This window comes from Labrenzia sp. OB1, assembly GCF_001624695.1.
Classification (GTDB): Bacteria; Pseudomonadota; Alphaproteobacteria; order Rhizobiales; family Stappiaceae; genus Roseibium.
On the sequence record NZ_JSEP01000010.1, the window covers coordinates 41431 to 61599 of the forward strand.

Consider the following 20169-nt stretch of genomic DNA (forward strand, 5'->3'; position numbering starts at 1 on the left):
GAAAGGTCCCGGCCCGTTACTTTCCGGTGCCTTAGAAGGGCGATTCCGGGAAGTAATAGTTTGCTGCGTTCTCGGGCGTGATCAACGTCGCGCCGAGGATGTAGCGGCCCGCAACCGGTCCGTTGGACTTGAAGGCCGCGACCGTCGCATCCATCGCGGTGGCGATCATCGCGGGCGGGTAGAGCACATCGACCGGGATCAACGTGTCGCCGTCCATGATGCTCTTGATGGTTTCCTTCATGCCGGCGCCGCCGACGACAAACATGCCGTCACCGTCGCGGCCCGCCTGTTTCAGGGCAGCGACCACGCCGATGGCGATGTCGTCATCCTGCGCCCAGACCGCGTCGATGTCCGGGAAGCGGGACAGGAAATCCTGCATCACTTCAAAGCCGTCATCGCGGTTCCAGTTGGCATGTTTGTGATCGAGCACATTGATGCCGGAACCTTCGATCTCCGCCATGAACGCGTCGAAACGTTCATTGTCGATCACGGTTGGAATGCCGCGCAGGATAACGATGTTGTCGCCATCCTTCAGGCGGGTCTTCATGTACTGGGCGGAGACCCGTCCCAGCTCCGGATTGTTGCCGGCCACATAAAGATCCTCAATGCCCGGCTGGCTGAGGCCGCGATCCACCACGGTGATCCAGGCGCCGGATTTCTTGACGTTCAGCACCGGATCGGTGAGCGGTTCGGATTCGAACGGCAACACGACCAGAGCGTCGATCTGATGGACCGAGACAAGATCTTCCAGTGCGCTCGCCTGAGCGCCCGGATCCGGTGAGTTGACCAGGATCAGGTCCACATCCGGATATAGCTTCTCCAGACGCTTTTCAGCCTGCTCCGCGTGCCAGTTCATGCCTGCCGCCCACGCGTGGGTCGGGGTCGGGTAGCTGACGCCGATCTTGATCGTGTCCTGTGCGACCGCGGATCCGGCAAATGCCAGTGCCCCGGTCAGGGCCATTGCGCCCAAGGTTTTCTTCATGAACATTGTTTCCTCCTCCAATGCTGGTGATCTGGACGCACCTCTCCCGTCCGGTGCGAACCGTTCTTCTTGAATTTGGGGACGGGTCCCGACCTCTATGGGTTGCGTGTTACGACTTTTTGCTCTTGCCGAGCTTCCAGTCGCTGCGCTGTAAAAAAACCGCAACGATAATGATCAGACCCTGCATGGTGCCGTTCAGGTAGTTGGAGATCATATCGGTGAAGTTCAAAATGTTGCCGATGGTCGTCAGGATCAGGGCGCCGAGTATGGTACCGCCGATCCGTCCGTAGCCGCCCTTGAGCACGGTGCCGCCGATGATGACCGCGGCAATCGCCTCCAGTTCCCAGAGCACGCCGGTCGAGGCGGATGCGGAGCCGAGGCGCGGAACATAGATGATCGTGGCGAAGGAGACGCACAGTCCCTGGATGATGTAGGTGAGCGTTTTGACCCGATCAACATTGATGGCCGAGTATTTCGCCACCGCCTCGTTCGATCCGATCGCCGTGCAATAGCGTCCGAACGCCGTCCTGTTGAGCAGCAGCCAGCCGCAGATGGCGACCGCGATAAACACCCAGACGGGGAAGGGGAGGCCGAGAAAACTGTCGTAATAGACGGGCCGGTACGTGCCGCGCACCTCGAAGTTCAGCGAAAGCGTACCGCCGTCGGCGAAGTAGGTTACCAGCGAACGGTAGATCCCCATGGTTCCCAGGGTGACGATGAAGGCCTCGATCTTGCCTTTCGTCGTCAGCGCGCCGTTGACCCAGCCCGCGCCGATGCCAAGGATGATGGCAACGCCGCAGCCCAGCAGCACGGTGGGAACACCGCTGCCGAGCGTTTCCACCGCGTTGTCCATGACGATGATCATAACGCCGGCGATGGCGGCTGCCATCGAGCCGACCGAAAGATCGATGCCGCCAGCGGTGATCACGAAAGTCGCGCCGACGGCGATGATGCCGATGAAGGCAGAACGGGTCAGAAGATTGGTGAGGTTGCCCTCGCTGATGAAGGCAGGGTTCAGCAGAAACCCGATGATGCACAGCAGCAGCAATGCAATCGCCGGACCGAGCGTCTTCAGATCGATGGAGACCCGTCTGGGGCTCTTGCCGGCCATGCCCTCGGATGCACGCGTCATGGTCAATGGAGTTCCTCTCGCTTCAGCCCTGCGGCATAGCGCATGATTTCGTTTTCGTTGATGTGGTCGCCCGTCAGCACGCCGGTGATATGGCCTTCGCGCATCACGATGACCCGGTGGCAGATGCCGATGATCTCCGGCATTTCCGATGAGATGACGACGACGGACACACCCTCGGCGGCAAGCGCGGCGATGAAATGATAGATCTGTTGCTTGGTGCCCACGTCGATGCCGCGGGTCGGCTCGTCGATAATGACGATCTTCGGATCGCACTCCATGATCTTGGCAAGCAGAAGTTTTTGCTGGTTGCCGCCGGAGAGCTTGCCGACCGTGATTTCCGGATCGAGGGTGCGCACGTCGAAACGGCGGATCGCACGCTGTAGCGCGTCTTCTTCCGCCTTCCGGTCTATCGTGAAATTCTTCACGAACTTCGGCAATGCGAACAGGGTCAGGTTCGGCTGCATCTTCTTGTTGAGCAGCAGTCCTTTCTCTTTCCTGTCCTTGGTGAGATACGCAAGACCTGCGTTTCTCGCTTCCGCAACCGTCATGGGGCCAACGTCGCGTCCGAAAAGTCTGATTGTGCCGCTTTCAATGGGAGCCAGGCCGCAGATGGCCTCGAATACGGCGGTTCTGCCGGCGCCAATCAGGCCGGAAAAGCCGAGGATTTCACCTTTGCGCAGGCTGAAGCTGACGCTGTCGACATCGGCGGTGCACAGGCCGTCGACCGCCAGTACGACCTCGGCATCGACATCGACCTCCTGCATGGGCGGATAGAGATCGGAGAGTTCCCGTCCCACCATCATCTGCGCCATCATGTCCGGCGTCAGATCCTGTGAGGGGCGGGTGTCGATCCACTGGCCATCGCGCAGGATGGTCACCCGGTCTGCAATCGCCTTCACCTCGTTCAGCTTGTGCGACACGAAGACGATTCCCACGCCGCTGTTTTTCAGCTTTTCCACCTGCCGGTAGAACACCAGCGTCTCTTCCTCTGTTAGAACCGCGGTCGGTTCGTCCATGATCAGGATCCGGGCGTTGCGGCTCACGGCCTTGACGATTTCGACCATCTGCTTCTGGGCGATCGTCAGGCTGGAAATCCGGTCAGTCGGAAGAATGTCGAGACCGATTTCATCCAGGTGTTTCTGGACGGCTGCCCGCATGGCAACCCGGTCCAGGAAACCGTTTTTCTTCATTCCCCGGCCGAGAAAGACATTTTCCTCCACGGTCAGCTGTTCGGCAAGATTGAGCTCCTGGTGGATCAGCACCACGCCGAGTTTTTCGGCGGCCCCGTTCGGGGGGAGGGACGCCGGTTTGCCGTCCAGGCGGATCTGGCCGGAGGTCGGGTCGTGAAACCCGGAGAGAATTTTCATCAGGGTCGATTTGCCCGCGCCGTTTTCTCCGATCAGCGCATGAACCTCACCCGGACGTACATCCATGCTGACACTGAACAGCACGGGAACCGGCCCGAAGGATTTGCTGATGTTCACAGCTTCGATGATCGCCGCCGGAGCGGACGTTTCAGCGTGCATGCATGTTTCCTCCCAGGCGCCGTTGCCCTCTTCCGCAACGGCGTCACGGTCAAAATGTAAACGTTTTCATATGGCGTGTAAACCTTTACATTCGCAAATGTAAACCTTTTCATGAATCGCATTAGGCGGTATACAGCTTAGACAGTGTTGAAAATCATGCACTTAAATGACGCCCGCACCGCAGCATGGGCGAGGGTGGATTATGGGTGAACCGGCAGACCGTCCGGCGACAATTGAAGATGTTGCAAAGCTTGCGGGCGTGTCCATCGCCACCGTCAGCCGGGCCTTGCGTTCGCCGGAAAAGGTTGCCGAAAGCACCCGCAAGAAAGTCACCGCCGCGATTGCCCGCACGGGCTACACCGCCAATGCCATGGCGCAGAACCTGCGCATGCAGCGCTCGCAGATGGTTCTGGTGCTGGCGTCCTCGATTGCCGATCCGAATTTCGCCGGTATCCTGACAGGGCTTGAAAAAGCCGCCAATGACCGGGGGTACGGTGTCCTGATCGGCAATACCGAAGGTACGACGGGTCTGGAGCAGAACTACCTGCGCTTCCTGTCGACCGGCATGGCCGATGGCCTGGTGCTGCTGACCGGGCACATTCCCGTGGCCGGTGAACCACAGGCGCCGCTGGCGACCTTGCCGCCCATCGTGGCGACGGAACGGCCTGTCGCCAATACGGAGATCAGTTATGTCGGCGTCGACGATGTGGCCGCATCCAAGGTCGCGACCGAATATCTGATTTCCCTCGGTCACAGAAAGATCACCTACATATCCGGCGGACCGGCGGACATCCGCAGCGACTTGCGTCATGCGGGCTACCGAAAGGGTCTCGGGGAATCGCCGGAACGGCTGCGCGACTGGCGGGTCGAGGGCGACGGCTCCAGCGAGAGCGGCCGCGCCGCGGTCGAGCGGCTTTTCATCAAGGATGACCTGCCGACAGCCTTTTTCTGCTTCAACGACAACACAGCCATCGGGGTGATCTCGGCTCTGCAACTGCGCGGTTATCGGGTGCCGGAGGACTTTTCGGTGCTCGGCTTTGACGACATCCCCTTCGCCAACAACTTCACACCCGGCCTGACCACCATCCGCCAGCCCCGCCATCGCATCGGTGAAAAGGCGATGAACATCCTCCTCGACCGACTGGCGAACCGGTCTCTTTCCACGCAAACGCTGCTGCTGCACGGTGACCTTATCGTGCGCGAGAGTTGCGCCGGAGTTTCGCGCGGACCGCGATAGCCTTGCGGTGAAACCCGTCAGTTCCTCAGGCGCTTGCGGATCTGCGCGAGGACGTCTGATCCGCGACGAGGGACAGCAACTGGTTGGTGACCGCTTTCGTTCCCATGTCTCCACCGAATTCCATCGGCCGCAGGAGGTTCGCCGCGAAACCCTTCTCCACGGCGCCGTTGACGAGGTCCGCGGCATCGGCAAGTCCCGGCCGGTCGAATTTTTCGGCCAGATAGTCCAGCATCAGCGCACCGCTGAGGACCGCCGCCAGCGGATTGGCCTTGTCCTGGCCCATGATGTCCGGTGCGCTTCCATGAGCAGGCTGGAAGAGGCCGGTCGTATCGCCGATTTCCGCGCAAGCCGCCATGCCCATGCCGCCGACGAGCCCGCCCGCCAGATCGGAAAGGATGTCGCCAAACATGTTTTCCGTGACCAGGACATCGAAATCCCAGGGCTTGCGCACCAGATCGAGCGCCTGCGCATCGACATAATTATAGCCGACCGGAACATCCGGACAGGTCTGCTTCACTTCGTCGAATATCTTGCGAAAGAAGGCCATCGAGTTGAAGACATTGGCCTTGTCGACACAGGTCAGCGTACCCGATTTCCCCCGCTCCCGGCGCTTGCGAGCAAGGTTGAACGCAAAGTTGTGCAGCTTCGTCGTCGTCTTGCGGGTGATCCGCAGGACATCCTGCACCTCGTCGTCCGTGACCACCAGGCTGCGGTCATGGACGGCGGCTGAATAGAACAGGCCTTCGGTCGATTCCCGCAGGATGATCAGGTCGATGCCTGCTGCCCTGGGATCGGCAAGCTTTTGCGGTGCGTTGGGGTAAGCCTTGACCGGACGCACGCCCGCGTAAAGCCCGAAGCGGTCGCGCAGGCGCAGATGCGGAGAAATTTCCGTGCCGTTCTCGTGCCGGATCGACGGCAGGCCGATGGCGCCGAGAAAGATCGCATCTGCGGCTTCCGCCCGCTCTTCCCCGTCCGGCTCGATATCCGCCCCGGTTTCCTTGAAGTATCCCGCACCCGCATGGATCGCGTCGTAAACGGGCAGGGGTTCGCCGGCGCTCTGAAGAGCTGCCTCGACGACGGAGATAGTCGCCTCCGCCACGTCGACGCCGATGCCGTCGCCTTTGATCAGGGCAATTTTCATAAGTGCAATTCCTTAAGTCCATTCAACGTCAAAGTGCTCAACGATCCGCATCACCTGAAGCGGTTTGAGGCAGGCGGTGGTGATGCCGAATTTCATGTGCCGGGCTCCTTCAGCGGTCCGCGGTCGAGGCGGATGATGTGGTCTGCGCCCTCCGCCGGGAAAAACCGGCGCACAAGCGGATCATGGCCCGGAATGACAAGCTTGTCGGAACTTGCCAGCCGGCGGATCGTGCTGAAGCCTTCCAGCATCTCCTCAAGATCGACGACAATCGGAAAGGGCTTGGCCTCCAGGAAGTTCTCGTAATAATGCGCAGCATCGGAGGCCAGGCACATCCAGCCCGCATCCGTGAGAACGCGCACGGCCTGAAGGCCTCTGCTGTGGCCACCGATGCGATGAACCGTCACTCCTTCGCGGACTTCGCCTACGCCCTCGTGAAAGATCAGCTTTCCGGAATAGAGCCGCTGCACCGCCTCGCAGACATGATCCGCCGTGAATGGCGCCTGCAGGGGGCCGTGGCACATGCAGGGGCCGGTGGCATAGGCCATTTCAGCGGCCTGCAGATGGATGGTCGCATTCGGGAAATGCCTGAGCCCGCCCGCGTGATCGTAGTGCAGATGGGTGACGATAACGGTCGAGACATCTTCCGGCGCGATTCCCAGAGGCGCCAGCGCTTCGGCCGGCTCCATCCGCACGGGCCTGCCGCGCCGGTCGCCTTCTTCCCGATCGTAGCCTGTGTCGACCATCAGGATTTCGTCGTCCCGGCGCAGTACCCAGATGAAATAGTCCATCTCGTGCGGCTGGTCGTGATTGTCGTCGAACAGAAAACTGTCCTTGCGCGTCCGGGCGTTCCTGTCGGCGTATTTGACCGCGAAGACTTCCCAGGGCGTCATGAAGCCACCTGCGCATAGGTGCGCAGGGTCTTGCCTGCGATCATTGGGCCTCCGGTCTTGTCGAACGCCTTGAAATGCGGGGTCTCCAGATGGGCCTTGAAGGCAGCCTCGTCGTCATAAAGCTCGTAGAGAAAAACCTCTCCGGGTCTTTCCGGATCGGTGCATACGTCGAACCGGCTGCATCCGGGCTCCTGCTCCAGCGATGCCTGCGCATTGGCAATCATCAGCGGCATGAACGCCTCGAACCGGCCGTCGTGGATTTCGAACACTACGGTGACTGCGAACATTCTTTCCTCTCCCTGGGGTCGCCTGCGATTGATTGGCCACAGGAAACACCGAAACTTTCAAATCGCTCGATCTCCGGATCTCCGGCCATGGCGGCCGGAGATGCTTTGGTCTAGCGAAACAGATGCACCATACCCATCGAAACGGCGGGGATGTAAGTCACCGCAAGCAGGGCGACAATGGCGGCGATGTAAAGGGGTGCCATCTTGCGCGCGATGGACAGGACGCCGACACCGGAAATCCTCGAGGCGACATAGAGCGTCGCGCCTACCGGCGGTGTGAAGAGACCGACAGCGACGTTGCAGGTCATGATCACCCCGAGATGGACCGGATCGACACCGAATACCTGGGCTGTCGGCAGAAACAGGGGGGCTGTCAGGAGGATGGCCGGCACCGGGTCGAGAACAAGACCGAGGACCAGAAGCACGACGTTGACCATCAGCAGGAACATCCAGGGACCGGAGGAATAGTCCTGAACGAAGCCGACGAGGATTTGCGGCATCTGTTCCAGAGTGATCAGCCAGCCGAGCACCGTCGTCGCACCGATCACCACCATGACCACTGCGCTGGTGATGAAGGAATCGACCAGCAGGCGCGGCAGGTCCCTGAGATGAAAATCCCGATAGATGACGGTCGTGACGAACAGACCGTAGACGACCGCCAGCGCGGCCGATTCTGTCGGGGTCACCCAGCCGGTGAAGATGCCGCCAAGGATCAGGACCGGCATGAAGAGGGCGGGGGCGGTGCCGATAAAGGAGGAGGTCAGCTCCTTCAGGCTCGTTCTGCGGCCGCCCGGATCGCATTTGGTGGTCTTGCCGACATAGTAGCAGACCGCCATGAACAAGGCTCCGAAGAGAAGACCGGGGACCATGCCTCCCAGGAACAGGTCCGCGACGGAGACATTGCCGACAAACCCGTAGATCAGCATGGGAATGGACGGCGGGATAATGATGCCGATTGTGCCGGCGGCGGCAACGAGCCCGGCGGCGAAGGCCGTATTATAACCCTCCCGGGACATGTTCTTGATCATCACGGAGCCGATGGCCGCCGAATCGGCGATTGCCGAACCCGAAATGCCGCCGAAGATCATCGAGGCGCCGACCACGACCATGCCGAGCCCGCCTGCCATGAAACCGAAGGCCGCGCGGGCAAAGCCGATGATGCGCAGGCCGACGCCGCCGCGGCTCATCATTTCGCCGGCGACGATAAACAGCGGGATCGCCAGGAAGTGGTTGGGTTCCACCCCGCCGATGAAATTCAGGTACAGCGCCTGCAGCGGATAGCCGAGACCGAAGACCAGGATCGGCAGAACGGCGGTGATCAGGATCGCCCAGACCAGGGGGACACCGAGAAAGATGGTGGTCAGAAAGACCGCAACAACGAAAAGCAGGATCATGTCAGTGTCTCGCCGCCGTCGGTGTGTATTGCATGCGGAACTACCGGGTTCCTCATGTCGAACACCATATTGAAGAGATGGAAAATCAGGCTGAGCCCCATGCCGACGGGCATGGAGGCGTACAGAAGGCCCACTGGCCAGTAAAGCACCGTCGTCTTCTGCGCCCACGTATGGGCCGATATGTTGTAGCCGGTGTAGATCAGGCTGATCAGCAGCACGACGATGATCAGATCGATCGCGATGGACAGCATGCGTTGAGCCGTGTGCGGGAAGAGCCTTTCGACAATTTCCGTGACGCGCATGTGTGCGCCGCGCGCGACCGCCCCGGCGCAACCGATAAAGGTGCTCCACAGCAGCAGGAAGCTGGTAACCTCCAGCGACCAGGCCAGATCGAACCCGGCAAAGCCACGCAGGGATGCGTTGCAGAAGACCAGGGTGACAATCGAAAAACCACCGAGCACCAGGCAAACATCGACCAGATGACTGAGCCAGCGCAAAACGGCCGGATAATGATCACGGTAATCCAAGGGACGTCTCATAATTTTGAGGATAGGGCCGGAACCGCAGGGCGGAATGCCCGGGTTCCGGCCGGATTTAGCTCAAGTCACTGGTCAGTTCTTGGCCGGCAGCTTTTCGCGGATGGCTGCGGCGTCGGCCAGGATCTCCTCGACGGAGTCTTCCCCGTAAACGTCCTTGGCCTTGCCATAGACCGACTGGACCGCATCGCGGAACGGTCCGATTTCCGGTACGTTCACGGTCGCACCGTCTTCCTGCATTTCGGCGAGCTGGCTCTCCACCGAACTCTTGACCAGATTGCGGCTGAACGCAGCGGATTCGACCGCGGCCTTCATCACGGCTTCCCTGTCTTCATCTGAAAAGGACTGCCAGGTTTTCTCGGCCACCGTCAGGGGCAGGGGGCTGTAAACGTGACGCGTCAGGGTGATGTTGGGTGCCACTTCATAAAACCGCAGCGACTTGATCGTGTCGACCGGGTTTTCCTGTCCGTTCACAATGCCCTGCTGGATGGAGAGATAGACTTCGGTGATCGGCATGACGACGGTCTGGAAGCCGATTGCGTCCATGGACCAGCGGATCATGTCGTTCGGGAAAACGCGCATTTTCATGGATTCGGCGTCTGCCGGGGAATTCAGCGGCTCGTCGGTCGTAAAGCTGCGGAACCCGGCTTCCCATGTCGACAGGACCCGGAAACCCTTCTCCGGCAGCTTGGCGAATTCGCCCTGCAGCCAGTCCGAATTGTCGTAGAGCTCCCAGCCCTGCTCGTAAGTGTCGACCAGGAAGGGCATGGCAGTCAGGTTCAGGCTCGGCAGATGTGTCGCATAGCTGCCGGTCGCCGACACGGTGAAATCGATGCCGCCAAGCTGCAGCAGTTCGATGGCTTTCGGGTCGTTGGCGATCTGGCCCGACGGAAAGACCTGCACTTCATAGCGTCCGTCCGTATATTCCGCGACCTTTTCCGCAAAAAGTTCGGCTGCGGCCTGGCGCGATCCGCCCGGGTTGTCCGTATGGCTGAAACGAAGGGTTTCCACGGCCCATGCGCTGCCCATGCCGGCCACCAGGATGGCGGTGCTCAAGGCCAGGCGGCTCAAGGTTCTCTTGTCTAACATATCAATCTCCTCCCACGGCGGCTTCAGAAAAAGGCCGTATTGATTTAAACATTGAGTTGCGTATACGTAAACCAATCCCTTGTCAACGACGGTAATGTCGACTATCAAAAATCCAGCAACGCAATTGCTGTCCCGAACAGGCTGCCGGTACGAGCGGCAGGCGCGGCGGCAGGCAGGAGGAGGGGAGGATGAAGACCATGAAGGAAGGCTCGAGCGTCATGCGGGTTGCCTGTCTGGGAGTCGGTTATTTCGCGCAGTTCCATTACGAAGCCTGGCGCCGGGTCGAGCGCGCCCATCTCGTCGGTGCCTGCGACCGGGATCGCAACAAGGCGGACGCCACCGGCCTGGCAGCTTTCATCGAACTGGGCACAATGCTGGAAACGGCGAAGCCCGACCTCCTGGACATAGTCACCCCGCCGCCGACCCATTTTGATGCGATAGAGCGGGCGATTGCCGGCGGCGTGAAAGCCATCATCTGTCAGAAACCCTTCTGCACATCGCTGGAGGAAGCCACGAAAGCAACGGATCTGGCTGAGGCAGCGGGCGTCACGCTCGTCATTCACGAGAACTTCCGCTTTCAGCCGTGGTACCGCAGCATCCGGCAGGCTCTGGACAGCAATCTCCTTGGCGATCTTTTGCAGTTCACCTTCCGCTTAAGAGCCGGGGACGGGCAGGGGCCGCGCGCCTATCTCGACCGTCAGCCCTATTTCCAGCAGATGCCGAGGCTTCTGATTCACGAGACAGGTGTTCACTGGATCGACACCTTCCGCTACCTGCTCGGGGAACCTGAAGCGGTCTATGCGGACCTGCGCAGGCTGAACCCCGCGATCAAGGGAGAGGATGCCGGGTATTTCATCTTCGATTATGCGGGCGGGGTCCGCGCTCTGTTCGACGGCAACCGTCTTCTGGACCACGCGGCGGAGAACTGCCGGACAACCCTTGGAGAAGCTTTGGTGGAAGGCACGCAGGGAACGCTCACCCTTTCTGGCGACGGTACGGTGCGCCTGCGTGCCTTCGGCGAACAGAAGGAAAAGGTGCTGCTTGCGGCAAGGCAATGGCAAGGCTTTGGCGGTGACTGTGTCGGGAATCTGATAAACCATGTGATCGACGGCCTTCTGGACGGAAAGCCGTTGGAGAACAGGGCACGCGACTATCTCAAGGTTATCGCGATCGAACAGGCGATTTACGACTCGGATCGGCTGGGACAGAAAATCCGGGAGTTTGCCAGTGCTTGAGGCACAGAAACCCAAAACGATCACCACGCAGGCGATGGAGCAGATCCGCCAGTTGATTTTCGACGGCGAGCTGGCCGCGGGGTCCGATCACCTGGAGAGCGAACTTGCCGACCGGCTCGGCATGTCACGGACCCCCGTGCGCGAGGCAACGCTCATGCTGGCGCAGCAGGGGCTTCTGAAAGTGCGCCCGCGCAAGGGCGTCCGGATCGCGACCCTGTCGCTCAAGGACATGGAAGAAATCTACGCTGTCCTGACCGAACTCGAGAGCCTTGCGGCGGAAGAAGCGGCGAAGGCGGGATATACCGACAAGGACCTCGGTGCGCTCAAAGAGGCGATCGAGGCCATGGAGGAAGCGCTGGTCCGCGAGGACCGGGAAGCCTGGGCGGTCGCCGACAACGCCTTCCACGACGAACTGGTGCGCCTCGGTGGAAACTCACGCATCCAGTCGATTGTCTCGATGATGTCCAATCAGGTCCGCCGGGCCCGCGCGATGACGCTCTACATCCGGCCTCTGCCGGTGAAATCCAATGCGGACCACCGGGCGGTTTTCGATGCAATCCGCAATGGCGAGGCGGCACTCGCCCGCGAAAGCCACAGAAGCCACCGGCAGGACGCACGCGAAGTGCTGATCGAGCTGTTGAAGAAGCACAAGCTGTTTCATCTGTGACCAACCGGGGCGCAGACTTTCAAAAGACCGGACTACCCTTCTTGAGCGCCATTGGTCATCCGCCCTGCCAGACCTTGATCGCCTCGACCGGGTAGACAAGCATCAGGACGTTCAGCGTGAGATTGTCCCGGATCACCCACAAGGCAATCAGTTCGAAGGCAACGCCGGTCAGAACCGTCACCCAGACCGGCAGGCGCCAGGCGAAGAAGAACCCGGCAAGCATCCATAAAATGTCAAAGACCGAATTCAGGACACTGTCGCCGGTATAGGACGCCGCGATGGTCGCCTCGCGGTAGCGGTCGATGATCCACGGGCTGTTCTCGGCGACTTCCCATGCGGCTTCTATGAAGATCGCGCCAAGCGCCCGTTCGCACACGCTGCTGCGCCGGAACAGCAGCCAAAGAAGCCAATAGAACAGGAATCCGTGGATGATATGCGAGAGCGTGTACCAGTCAGCAATGTGCTGGGACGAGCCGGCAAGATCGTCGGCCGGCGTCCAGAACAGCACGTAGCCGCAGTCGCAGATCGGGATCCGCCCCATCGCCAGCAGAATGGCGGCGGTTGCGGCGATCATCACAAGGCCGATGATCAGGCATTTACGGTGGCTCAAGGTGGACTCCTTGCTGCGGAAAGGGACGCCGGCGATTCTATGCTGGAAATTTCGCCTGATTCTCTCTATGACCTTGCGCCAACGATACATCAATCCGTTCGGCCATGAAGATTGAAGGTGCGCCCCGGTTCAAACCGTCGCGTTTGCGCAGCTCTTCCGGATCAGCGGACCAGGAGACCTCCATGACGAGCCTCAATGGCGCGGCGCCCTATCAAGCCCGGCGCACCTTCGCGATCATCTCCCACCCGGATGCCGGCAAGACCACGCTGACGGAAAAGCTGCTGCTGTCGGGCGGCGCGATCCGGGCGGCCGGTCAGGTGCGTGCCCGCGGTGAACGCCGCCGTGCCCGTTCCGACTGGATGAAGATCGAGCAGGAACGCGGCATCTCCGTGTCCTCCTCCGTCATGACCTTCGAGCGCCGGGGCATCATTTACAATCTGCTCGACACGCCGGGCCACGAGGACTTTTCCGAGGACACCTACCGCACCCTGACCGCCGTCGATGCCGCCGTCATGGTGATCGACGCCGCCAAGGGTATCGAGACCCAGACCCGCAAGCTGTTCGAGGTCTGCCGTCTGCGCGACATTCCGATCATCACCTTCGTCAACAAGATCGACCGCGAAGGCCGCCATGCCCTGGAAATTCTTGACGAGGTGCAGGAAGCGCTGGCGCTGGATGTCAGCCCGCAGACCTGGCCGGTCGGCATGGGGTCCGACTTCTTCGGCGTCTACGACTGGCAGAAGAAGAAATTTCACACCTCCTCCGGCGAGCGGGGAGGGGCCTACACCCAGACGAAGGACGTCTCGAGCCTGGACGACGAGATCCTGACCGGCACGGTCTTCGACCGGGTTCTGAACGAACTTGAGGAAAACGTTGAACTCGGTGCGGAAGGTTATGCCGAATTCGACCGGGAGAGCTTTCTGGAAGGCCACCTGACGCCGGTCTTCTTCGGCTCGGCGCTGCGCGACTACGGTATCGAGGAACTGCTCGACTTCATCGCCGAATTCGCACCGCCGCCGCATTCCCAGCCGGCCACCGGCGGCCGCACGATCATGCCGGGCGAGGACAAGGTCACCGGCTTCGTCTTCAAGGTTCAGGCCAACATGGACCCGAAACACCGCGACCGGATTGCCTTCCTGCGCCTGTGCTCGGGCACCTTCAAGCGGGGCATGAAGCTGAAACATGTGCGCGCCGGCAAGCAGATCGCCGTTTCCGCGCCGATCTTCTTCTTCGCCGAGGAGCGCGAGATCGCCGACCTTGCCTATCCGGGCGATGTCATCGGCGTTCCCAACCACGGCCAGCTTCGCGTCGGCGACACGCTGACGGAGGGCGAGAACATCCACGTCACCGGCCTGCCGGCCTTCGCGCCGGAAATCCTGCGCCGCGTGCGTCTTGCCGACACCATGCGCGTCAAGCAGATGCGTCAGGGTCTGCAGGACCTGGCCGAGGAAGGCCTCGTGCAGATCTTCAAGCCGGATCTGGGGTCTAACTGGATTGTTGGCGTCGTCGGCGCGCTGCAGCTCGATGTGGTGGTCGACCGGCTGAACGCCGAATACGGCACCGAGATCGGCTTTGAAACCGTGCCCTATACCACCGCACGCTGGATCGAGACCGACAACCAGACCCTTCAGAAAATGATTGAAGGCCACCGCATGTCGATTGCCAACGACCGCGATGACAAGCCGGTGTTCCTGTTCAAGAACGCCTGGGAAATCGGTCATGTCACCGAGAAATATCCTGACGTGAAGTTCCGTGAGACGCGCGAGATCGTCTACGAGGCTTAACCGCCGCAAAACGGGACGATCGCAGCCGGGGAGGGGCCTCCCAGGGCGCCGTGCCACGGATAGCATGGCGGAACGTTCTGACTCTATCACCCGGAAACCTGGATAAAGCTCTATTTCGACGAAATTCGAAATAGGGCTTGACAGCAGTGCCCGGATGACCAAATCTATTTCCATGAATATAGAAATAGCGTCCCGGCAACTTGAAGCTCTCGGCAATCGGACCAGACTGCAGATCTACCGCACTCTGGTCAGAGCCGGACGTGGCGGAATGACCGTCGGAAGTCTGCAGGAGCGCCTGGAAATTGCCGGATCAACCTTGTCGCATCATCTCAAGCGGTTGATCGACACAGGGCTGGTGCGGCAGGAGCGGTCCAGGACAAGCCTGATCTGTCACGCGGAGTATCCGGCCATGTCGGCACTGATTGGCTTTCTTTCGGACGAATGCTGCGCGGATGAAGATGGATGCGGCCTAGCCACCCATGGCGTTCCCTTGGCATCACCGGGTCGCTACTGAATTTTTTTGTCTTTTATTTCCATTATTCTGGAAATACAGAAGGAGGGTAAAATGACTCAGGGAAAATCACTTCCTGTGGCCGTGATCGGCGCAGGACCTGTCGGCCTTGCAGCGGCTGCACGGCTCGTCGAACGGGGCATGACCCCAATGGTATTCGAGCTTGGCCCGATTGCCGGCGCAACGGTGTCCAGATGGTCGCACGTTCGCGTGTTTTCTCCGTGGCGCTACAACATCGATGCGTCGGCACGCGCCTTGCTGGAAAGCAGAGGTTGGGAGGCCCCGGACGCTGACCACCTGCCGACCGGAGGCGAACTGATCCGGGACTATCTGGCTCCGCTGGCAGCCCATCCCGGCATCGCACCGCATCTGAAGCTGGGGGCGGAAGTTGTTTCGGTCAGCAGGAAGGACCGGTCGAAACTTGTTTCGGAAGGACGGGAGGAAAGTCCCTTTGTTGTTGTCTGGCGTGACGGGAATGGCATCCGCCACCGGGAACTGGTGAGAGCCGTCATCGACGCATCCGGCACCTGGGTGAAGCCGAACCCGATAGGTGTGGACGGTCTTGCCGTTGATGGTGAGTCTGAAACCATCTGCAACATCGCCTATGGCATTCCCGATGTTAAGGGCGCGGCGCGGCAGCGTTACGAGGGCAGGCACACGCTCGTGGTCGGAGCGGGGCACTCGGCCATCAATGCGGTGCTCGATCTGGTCGACCTTCAGGAAGATGCCCCACAGACCCGGATAACCTGGGCAACCCGGGCAGGCGGCATTTCCAGACTGCTCGGAGGCGGGCTGAACGATGATTTGCCAGGCCGAGGCAGGCTGGGTTTGCGCTCTGTCGAAGCCATCCGCGCGGGACGGGTGGATCTGAAATCTCCCTTTTCGATCCGGCGTATCCGGAATTTGGAAGAGACGATGCTCGTGGAAGCGCTTCACGGGGAGCAACCGGTCGAGATCGGAGTGGACAGAATAATCGTTGCGACCGGGTTCCGTCCGGATCTATCTATCTTGAGTGAATTGCGCCTGTCCCTTGATCCTGCGGTGGAGGCAACGCCTGCGCTGGCGCCGTTGATAGATCCGAACCTTCATTCATGCGGAACCGTGCGTCCGCATGGCGTCACCGAACTCACGCATCCGGAGAAGGATTTTTACATCGTGGGATCCAAAAGCTACGGGCGGGCCCCGACCTTCCTCATGACAACCGGATACGAGCAGGTGCGCTCCGTGGTTGCCGAACTCGCCGGTGATCATCTTGCGGCTCGTGAAGTTCATCTCGTGCTGCCCGAAACCGGCGTTTGCAAGAGCGAGCCGGCGGAAAGCAGCGTCAGTTGTTGCGGGGCTGGCGGTGTAAGTGAGTCTGCCGGGGAAGCCGGCTGTTGTGGCGGAGCGCCACTGAAAAATGACGATGCCTGTTGCCTGAAGGACGAACAGGCGAAGGGCGAGGGGCAAGCCGGATGCGGCTGTGGCACGGCCGGTCAGCTCGCAGAGCCCGTTCCGGTATGATCAGGAACGAGCGGGCGCGCACGATTTCCGTACTCGGTATTGTCGAGATCTTTGCCTGGGGCAGCTCCTTTTATCTGCTGGCGGTTCTCGCCGCCCCGATGGCCCGGGATACCGGCTGGAGTTCCGCGGCGATTACGGGAGGGATTTCGCTCGGCCTGCTCGTTTCCGGGATGTTCGCAAGGAAAGTGGGCCGTCTGATTCAGGCCGAAGGGGGAAGGCGGGTCATGGCCGTGGGCATGCTCTTGCTTGCCTGCGGGCTTGCCTTGCTGGGCTTTGCCACGAACTTGCCGACCTACTACGCGGCCTGGTGCCTTCTGGGCTTGGGCATGTCGGCGGGTCTGTATGACGCGGCTTTCTCCACCCTGGGTCGCCTCTACCGGCGCGACGCCCGGTCCGCAATCACGGTCCTGACGCTCTGGGGCGGGTTCGCCAGTACCGTTTGCTGGCCAATCTCGGCGTTTCTGGTCGAAAGCTACGGCTGGAGGGTGGCCTGCCTGGTCTATGCGCTTGTCCACCTGTTGATCACGGCGCCCATGTGCTGGTTTTCAGTGCCGGACAAGCAAGACGATCCGGCGATGGACGTCTCTTCCGAACCGCGCGGCGGTAAGGTCGGCAACACATTCCGGTTGCGGTTCTGGTGCATTGCGGCTGCAGGGACAGTGCTTGCCATGGTTGCCTCGATCTGGTCCGTCCATCTCATCACGATCTTGACCGCACAAGGGTATGCACTTGCCGTCGCTGTCGGCCTGGGAACCCTGATCGGCCCGGCGCAGGTCGGCGCACGTGTTCTGGAGATGCTCGGCAGAGAACGGCACCATCCGGTCTGGACGATGATCGCCTCCACAACGTTCGTTTTCTTCGGCTTTGCCGGCCTGCTGACGGGCGTTCCGGCAGCGGTGGCTCTTCTGGCCTACGGCGCAGGCAACGGGCTCTGGTCGATCGCACGCGGAGCGCTGCCGCTCGTTGCCTTCGGGGCGGAGGATTACCCGCGCATGATGGGACGTCTGGCAATGCCGATGCTGATAGCGGCCGCCGTCGCACCCCTGATCGGATCCGTGCTCATCGATCGGTTCGGAACACAGGGCACCCTGCTTACCCTGACGTTTGCCTCAATCGTTCCCTGCCTCGCTGCGGCCATTCTCTGGCTTGATCTTGCCAAAAGCCGACATCGAATGTCTTTCGAATGAGAAGAGCGTGCCCGATTTCTCGAGGTCACTCCCTGTCCGTCGGGAGGAGGGCGCCAACGAAACGGCGACAAGAATACGACCCCGGTCGACAGCCCTTCCAATCAAAAGAGATTGGCGGGCTGCCTGCAGGTTGAGTTCAGCATGCCGGACCGCCCTGCGTTCAGCCGCAGGCGGAAAGGCAGCGTATCCGGCGGTTTTGTCCGCTCAGGATGCCCGCGCGGCGGGCAGTTCGATGTCGATCCCCAGCGTGGTGACGTCGCCCGTCCGGTCCATTTCGAGCCGCACGGAGTCCGGGTCGATATCGACGCGCTTGGCGACCACGGCGAGAATGTCTTCCCTCAGGCTTGAAATCAGCAACGCGTCGGAACCGTCATCCGCCCGTTCGTGGGCCAGCAGGATCTGCAGACGGTTTTTGGCAACGGAAGCGCTCTCATCCCTTTTGCCGAAGAAGCTCAGGATATTCATGCGGCCCTCCCCTTGAAGAACTTGCCGAGCAGGCTCTTCTTCTCTTCGGGAATGGTCACCGGGATATTCTCGCCCAGAAGCCGGCGTGTCGCTTCCGTATAGGCCTTCGCGGCCGGGGAATTTTCGTCCGACACGGTGACCGGCACGCCGACGTTGGAAGCTTTCAGAACGTCCTTGCTTTCCGGAACGACCCCGATCAGCGGTACGGAGAGAATATCGACAACATCGTCGGTCGCCAGCATGTCGCCGGCCTTCGCGCGTTCGACGTCGTAACGTGTGATCAGCAGATGCTTGGGCATGCGCTCGCCGTCTTCCGCGACCTTTGTCTTGGCGTCCAGCAGGCCGATGATCCGGTCGCAGTCCCGCACAGAAGAGACTTCCGGATTGGAGACGATGATCGCCTCATCGGCATATCGCATGGCAAGCGTCGCGCCGCGCTCGATACCGGCCGGGCTGTCACAGATCACCCAGTCGAAATACATGCGCAACTCGTTGATGACGCTGGCAACGCCTTCTTCGGTCAGGGCATCCTTGTCGCGGGTCTGCGAGGCAGGCAGCAAAAACAGGTTGTCGAGCTTCTTGTCGCGCACCAAGGCCTGTTTGATGGAGGCTTCGCCGCGCACAACATTGACCAGATCGAACACGACGCGCCGCTCGGCACCCATGATCAGGTCGAGATTGCGCAGACCGACGTCGAAATCGACCGCGCAGACCTGATAGCCTTCCTTGGCGAGCGCCGAGGCAATGGCGGCGGTGGAGGTGGTTTTGCCCACTCCACCCTTGCCTGACGTGACCACGACGACTGTGGCGTTGCTCATGCGTTTATCCTGTTTTTTGTCGCCGCCGGTCTCTTTCAGAAAGCCGGCGCGGTGTTAAGTCAGTTCTTCAAAGACCAGCGTCTCGTTCTCGAACCGGATTTGCGCCGGCGCGTTGAGCAGCGTTCCGTCAAAATCGTCCGCGACCTTGTAAAGACCGTTTATGGAGACAAGCTCCGCATCGAGCTTCGAACAGAAGATGCGGGCGTTGTCCTTGCCCGAGACCCCGGCAAGCGCCCGGCCGCGCAAGGCGCCGTAGACGTGGATCGAGCCTCCGGCGATGATCTCCGCGCCGGAACTTACGGAGCCGATCACCGTCACATCGCCATCGGGATGCAGGATGCTCTGTCCCGAACGGACCGGTTCGGTGATGACTATGGACGCGCCATCCGCGAAACCGGTCGGTCCCGATAGCGTGTCGCCGCCCGCTTCGCCCCCGTCACTCCTGTACTGTCCATTTGTCTTCGCAGTTTCCGAGCCGGAGTTTGCCGATTTTCCGTTGCTCCTGGCTGCTGTCTTGCCCTCCTGGAGGGGGTCCGAAGCGCCGTTGCTTTTTTTGTTCGCTTCGCCCGACGGGTCCGGGACGTCCACATCCGATGCCAGACGGCCGCCGGAAAAGCTCGGCGGCATACCGGGTTTCAGCCGGGTTCCAGCAACCCCGTCGATGCCCATCACCCGGACGGATCTTTCCCCAAGTCCGGCGAGCAGGTCTTCAAGCTCATCTATCGGGATCTTGCTGCCGCGCACATCCAGAATGATGGGCCTGTCGATGAAAAAACCGGGCGAGCGCGCAATAATGCGATCAATCTCCTTGAACCAGTCCGGAAAGGGCGGTTCAGGTGTCAGAACGATTGCAATGAAGGATTTTCCCTTGAACTTCATTAAGAGGTCCGGCGGCACGCGAAAAGTCAGGTTGATTTGCTTTCATAAACTTATCATTAACCGAACCGGACATTCGGGCAGGCATCCGTTTTCCACCGATATCGATTTTGTTCAGGTATTTCATGTGATTGGTGGAACCAACAGCCCCCTCCGGACATTGCCCGGACAGCTCCTCCGCAGAAGTGCCGGGCCCATGCGCGAGAATCGCGGGTTCCTGCCAGATGCGGATCGTTTGCCAGTGCAGGAGTTAACTAAATTCTTGTAAAGGGCTGGAAATTTGCCATATTGCAATGCAA

Annotated in this window: 20 protein-coding genes; 7 read left to right on the forward strand and 13 right to left on the reverse strand. The window is 60.6% G+C overall.

The features are described 5' to 3' along the window. Window positions 1-31: 31 nt before the first annotated feature. From OA90_RS14755 to OA90_RS14765, 3 genes are all read right to left on the reverse strand, one after another. On the reverse strand, window positions 32-988 hold the full coding sequence (locus OA90_RS14755) for a substrate-binding domain-containing protein (protein WP_068413189.1): 957 nt from the start codon (window positions 986-988) through the stop codon (window positions 32-34). 103 nt (window positions 989-1091) lie between these two features. Continuing rightward, window positions 1092-2114: an ABC transporter permease gene (locus tag OA90_RS14760; protein ID WP_208986146.1), complete on the reverse strand. Its 1023-nt coding sequence runs from the start codon at window positions 2112-2114 to the stop codon at window positions 1092-1094. Between the two features lie 2 nt (window positions 2115-2116). Continuing rightward, the gene (locus tag OA90_RS14765; protein WP_068413192.1) at window positions 2117-3640 is read right to left on the reverse strand and encodes a sugar ABC transporter ATP-binding protein; all 1524 of its coding nucleotides are present in this window, start codon (window positions 3638-3640) and stop codon (window positions 2117-2119) included. A gap of 202 nt (window positions 3641-3842) precedes the next feature. Between OA90_RS14765 and OA90_RS14770 the strand changes: the two genes are divergently transcribed. Next, entirely contained in the window at window positions 3843-4877 is a 1035-nt protein-coding gene (locus tag OA90_RS14770) for a LacI family DNA-binding transcriptional regulator (protein WP_068413195.1), read from the forward strand. 25 nt (window positions 4878-4902) lie between these two features. Here OA90_RS14770 and OA90_RS14775 read toward each other — a convergent pair whose 3' ends face one another. The 6 genes from OA90_RS14775 to OA90_RS14800 form a co-directional block, all read right to left on the reverse strand. Further along, window positions 4903-6018 (reverse strand): isocitrate/isopropylmalate family dehydrogenase, encoded by a 1116-nt coding sequence (locus OA90_RS14775; protein ID WP_068413198.1) that lies wholly within the window; start codon window positions 6016-6018, stop codon window positions 4903-4905. 92 nt (window positions 6019-6110) lie between these two features. Next, on the reverse strand, window positions 6111-6908 hold the full coding sequence (locus OA90_RS14780) for an N-acyl homoserine lactonase family protein (protein ID WP_068413201.1): 798 nt from the start codon (window positions 6906-6908) through the stop codon (window positions 6111-6113). Continuing rightward, window positions 6905-7195, reverse strand: coding sequence for a putative quinol monooxygenase (locus OA90_RS14785; RefSeq protein WP_068413204.1), 291 nt, complete (start codon window positions 7193-7195; stop codon window positions 6905-6907). The genes OA90_RS14780 and OA90_RS14785 overlap by 4 nt, the downstream gene beginning before the upstream one ends. A gap of 110 nt (window positions 7196-7305) precedes the next feature. Further along, window positions 7306-8589 (reverse strand): TRAP transporter large permease, encoded by a 1284-nt coding sequence (locus OA90_RS14790; protein WP_068413206.1) that lies wholly within the window; start codon window positions 8587-8589, stop codon window positions 7306-7308. Beyond that, window positions 8586-9116, reverse strand: coding sequence for a TRAP transporter small permease (locus OA90_RS14795; protein ID WP_068413207.1), 531 nt, complete (start codon window positions 9114-9116; stop codon window positions 8586-8588). Before OA90_RS14795 ends, OA90_RS14790 begins: the two co-directional genes overlap by 4 nt. Before the next feature lie 84 nt (window positions 9117-9200). Beyond that, on the reverse strand, window positions 9201-10214 hold the full coding sequence (locus OA90_RS14800) for a TRAP transporter substrate-binding protein (RefSeq protein ID WP_068413210.1): 1014 nt from the start codon (window positions 10212-10214) through the stop codon (window positions 9201-9203). 188 nt (window positions 10215-10402) lie between these two features. Here OA90_RS14800 and OA90_RS14805 point away from each other — a divergent pair, with 188 nt between their 5' ends. Together OA90_RS14805 and OA90_RS14810 are read left to right on the forward strand one after the other, a co-directional pair. Then, window positions 10403-11449: a Gfo/Idh/MocA family oxidoreductase gene (locus tag OA90_RS14805; RefSeq protein ID WP_244274634.1), complete on the forward strand. Its 1047-nt coding sequence runs from the start codon at window positions 10403-10405 to the stop codon at window positions 11447-11449. Next, window positions 11442-12116, forward strand: a complete 675-nt coding sequence (locus OA90_RS14810) for a GntR family transcriptional regulator (RefSeq protein WP_082837062.1) — start codon at window positions 11442-11444, stop codon at window positions 12114-12116. The genes OA90_RS14805 and OA90_RS14810 overlap by 8 nt, the downstream gene beginning before the upstream one ends. 55 nt (window positions 12117-12171) lie before the next feature. Here OA90_RS14810 and OA90_RS14815 read toward each other — a convergent pair whose 3' ends face one another. After that, on the reverse strand, window positions 12172-12726 hold the full coding sequence (locus OA90_RS14815) for a DUF2585 family protein (protein WP_068413216.1): 555 nt from the start codon (window positions 12724-12726) through the stop codon (window positions 12172-12174). 182 nt (window positions 12727-12908) lie between these two features. Between OA90_RS14815 and OA90_RS14820 the strand changes: the two genes are divergently transcribed. The 4 genes from OA90_RS14820 to OA90_RS14835 all read left to right on the forward strand — a co-directional run bounded on the left by OA90_RS14820 (window position 12909) and on the right by OA90_RS14835 (window position 17711). After that, window positions 12909-14510, forward strand: coding sequence for a peptide chain release factor 3 (locus OA90_RS14820; protein WP_068413634.1), 1602 nt, complete (start codon window positions 12909-12911; stop codon window positions 14508-14510). Window positions 14511-14682: 172 nt separating this feature from the next. Further along, entirely contained in the window at window positions 14683-15024 is a 342-nt protein-coding gene (locus OA90_RS14825; RefSeq protein ID WP_068413637.1) for a metalloregulator ArsR/SmtB family transcription factor, read from the forward strand. A 51-nt stretch (window positions 15025-15075) separates the two neighbouring features. Further along, window positions 15076-16524: an FAD-dependent oxidoreductase gene (locus OA90_RS14830; protein ID WP_068413220.1), complete on the forward strand. Its 1449-nt coding sequence runs from the start codon at window positions 15076-15078 to the stop codon at window positions 16522-16524. Then, the gene (locus tag OA90_RS14835) at window positions 16521-17711 is read left to right on the forward strand and encodes an MFS transporter (RefSeq protein ID WP_068413223.1); all 1191 of its coding nucleotides are present in this window, start codon (window positions 16521-16523) and stop codon (window positions 17709-17711) included. The genes OA90_RS14830 and OA90_RS14835 overlap by 4 nt, the downstream gene beginning before the upstream one ends. Before the next feature lie 204 nt (window positions 17712-17915). On the opposite strand, the gene minE is transcribed toward OA90_RS14835, so the two are convergent. From minE to minC, 3 genes are read right to left on the reverse strand one after another with little or no spacing between them, the layout of a single operon-like run. Further along, a complete protein-coding gene (minE, locus tag OA90_RS14840; RefSeq protein WP_068413226.1) occupies window positions 17916-18176 on the reverse strand; it encodes a cell division topological specificity factor MinE in 261 nt (86 codons plus the stop codon). Next, a complete protein-coding gene (gene minD / locus OA90_RS14845; RefSeq protein ID WP_068413229.1) occupies window positions 18173-18994 on the reverse strand; it encodes a septum site-determining protein MinD in 822 nt (273 codons plus the stop codon). The genes minE and minD overlap by 4 nt, the downstream gene beginning before the upstream one ends. A 54-nt stretch (window positions 18995-19048) precedes the next feature. Further along, a complete protein-coding gene (gene minC / locus OA90_RS14850) occupies window positions 19049-19873 on the reverse strand; it encodes a septum site-determining protein MinC (RefSeq protein ID WP_068413232.1) in 825 nt (274 codons plus the stop codon). Window positions 19874-20169: the final 296 nt, after the last annotated feature.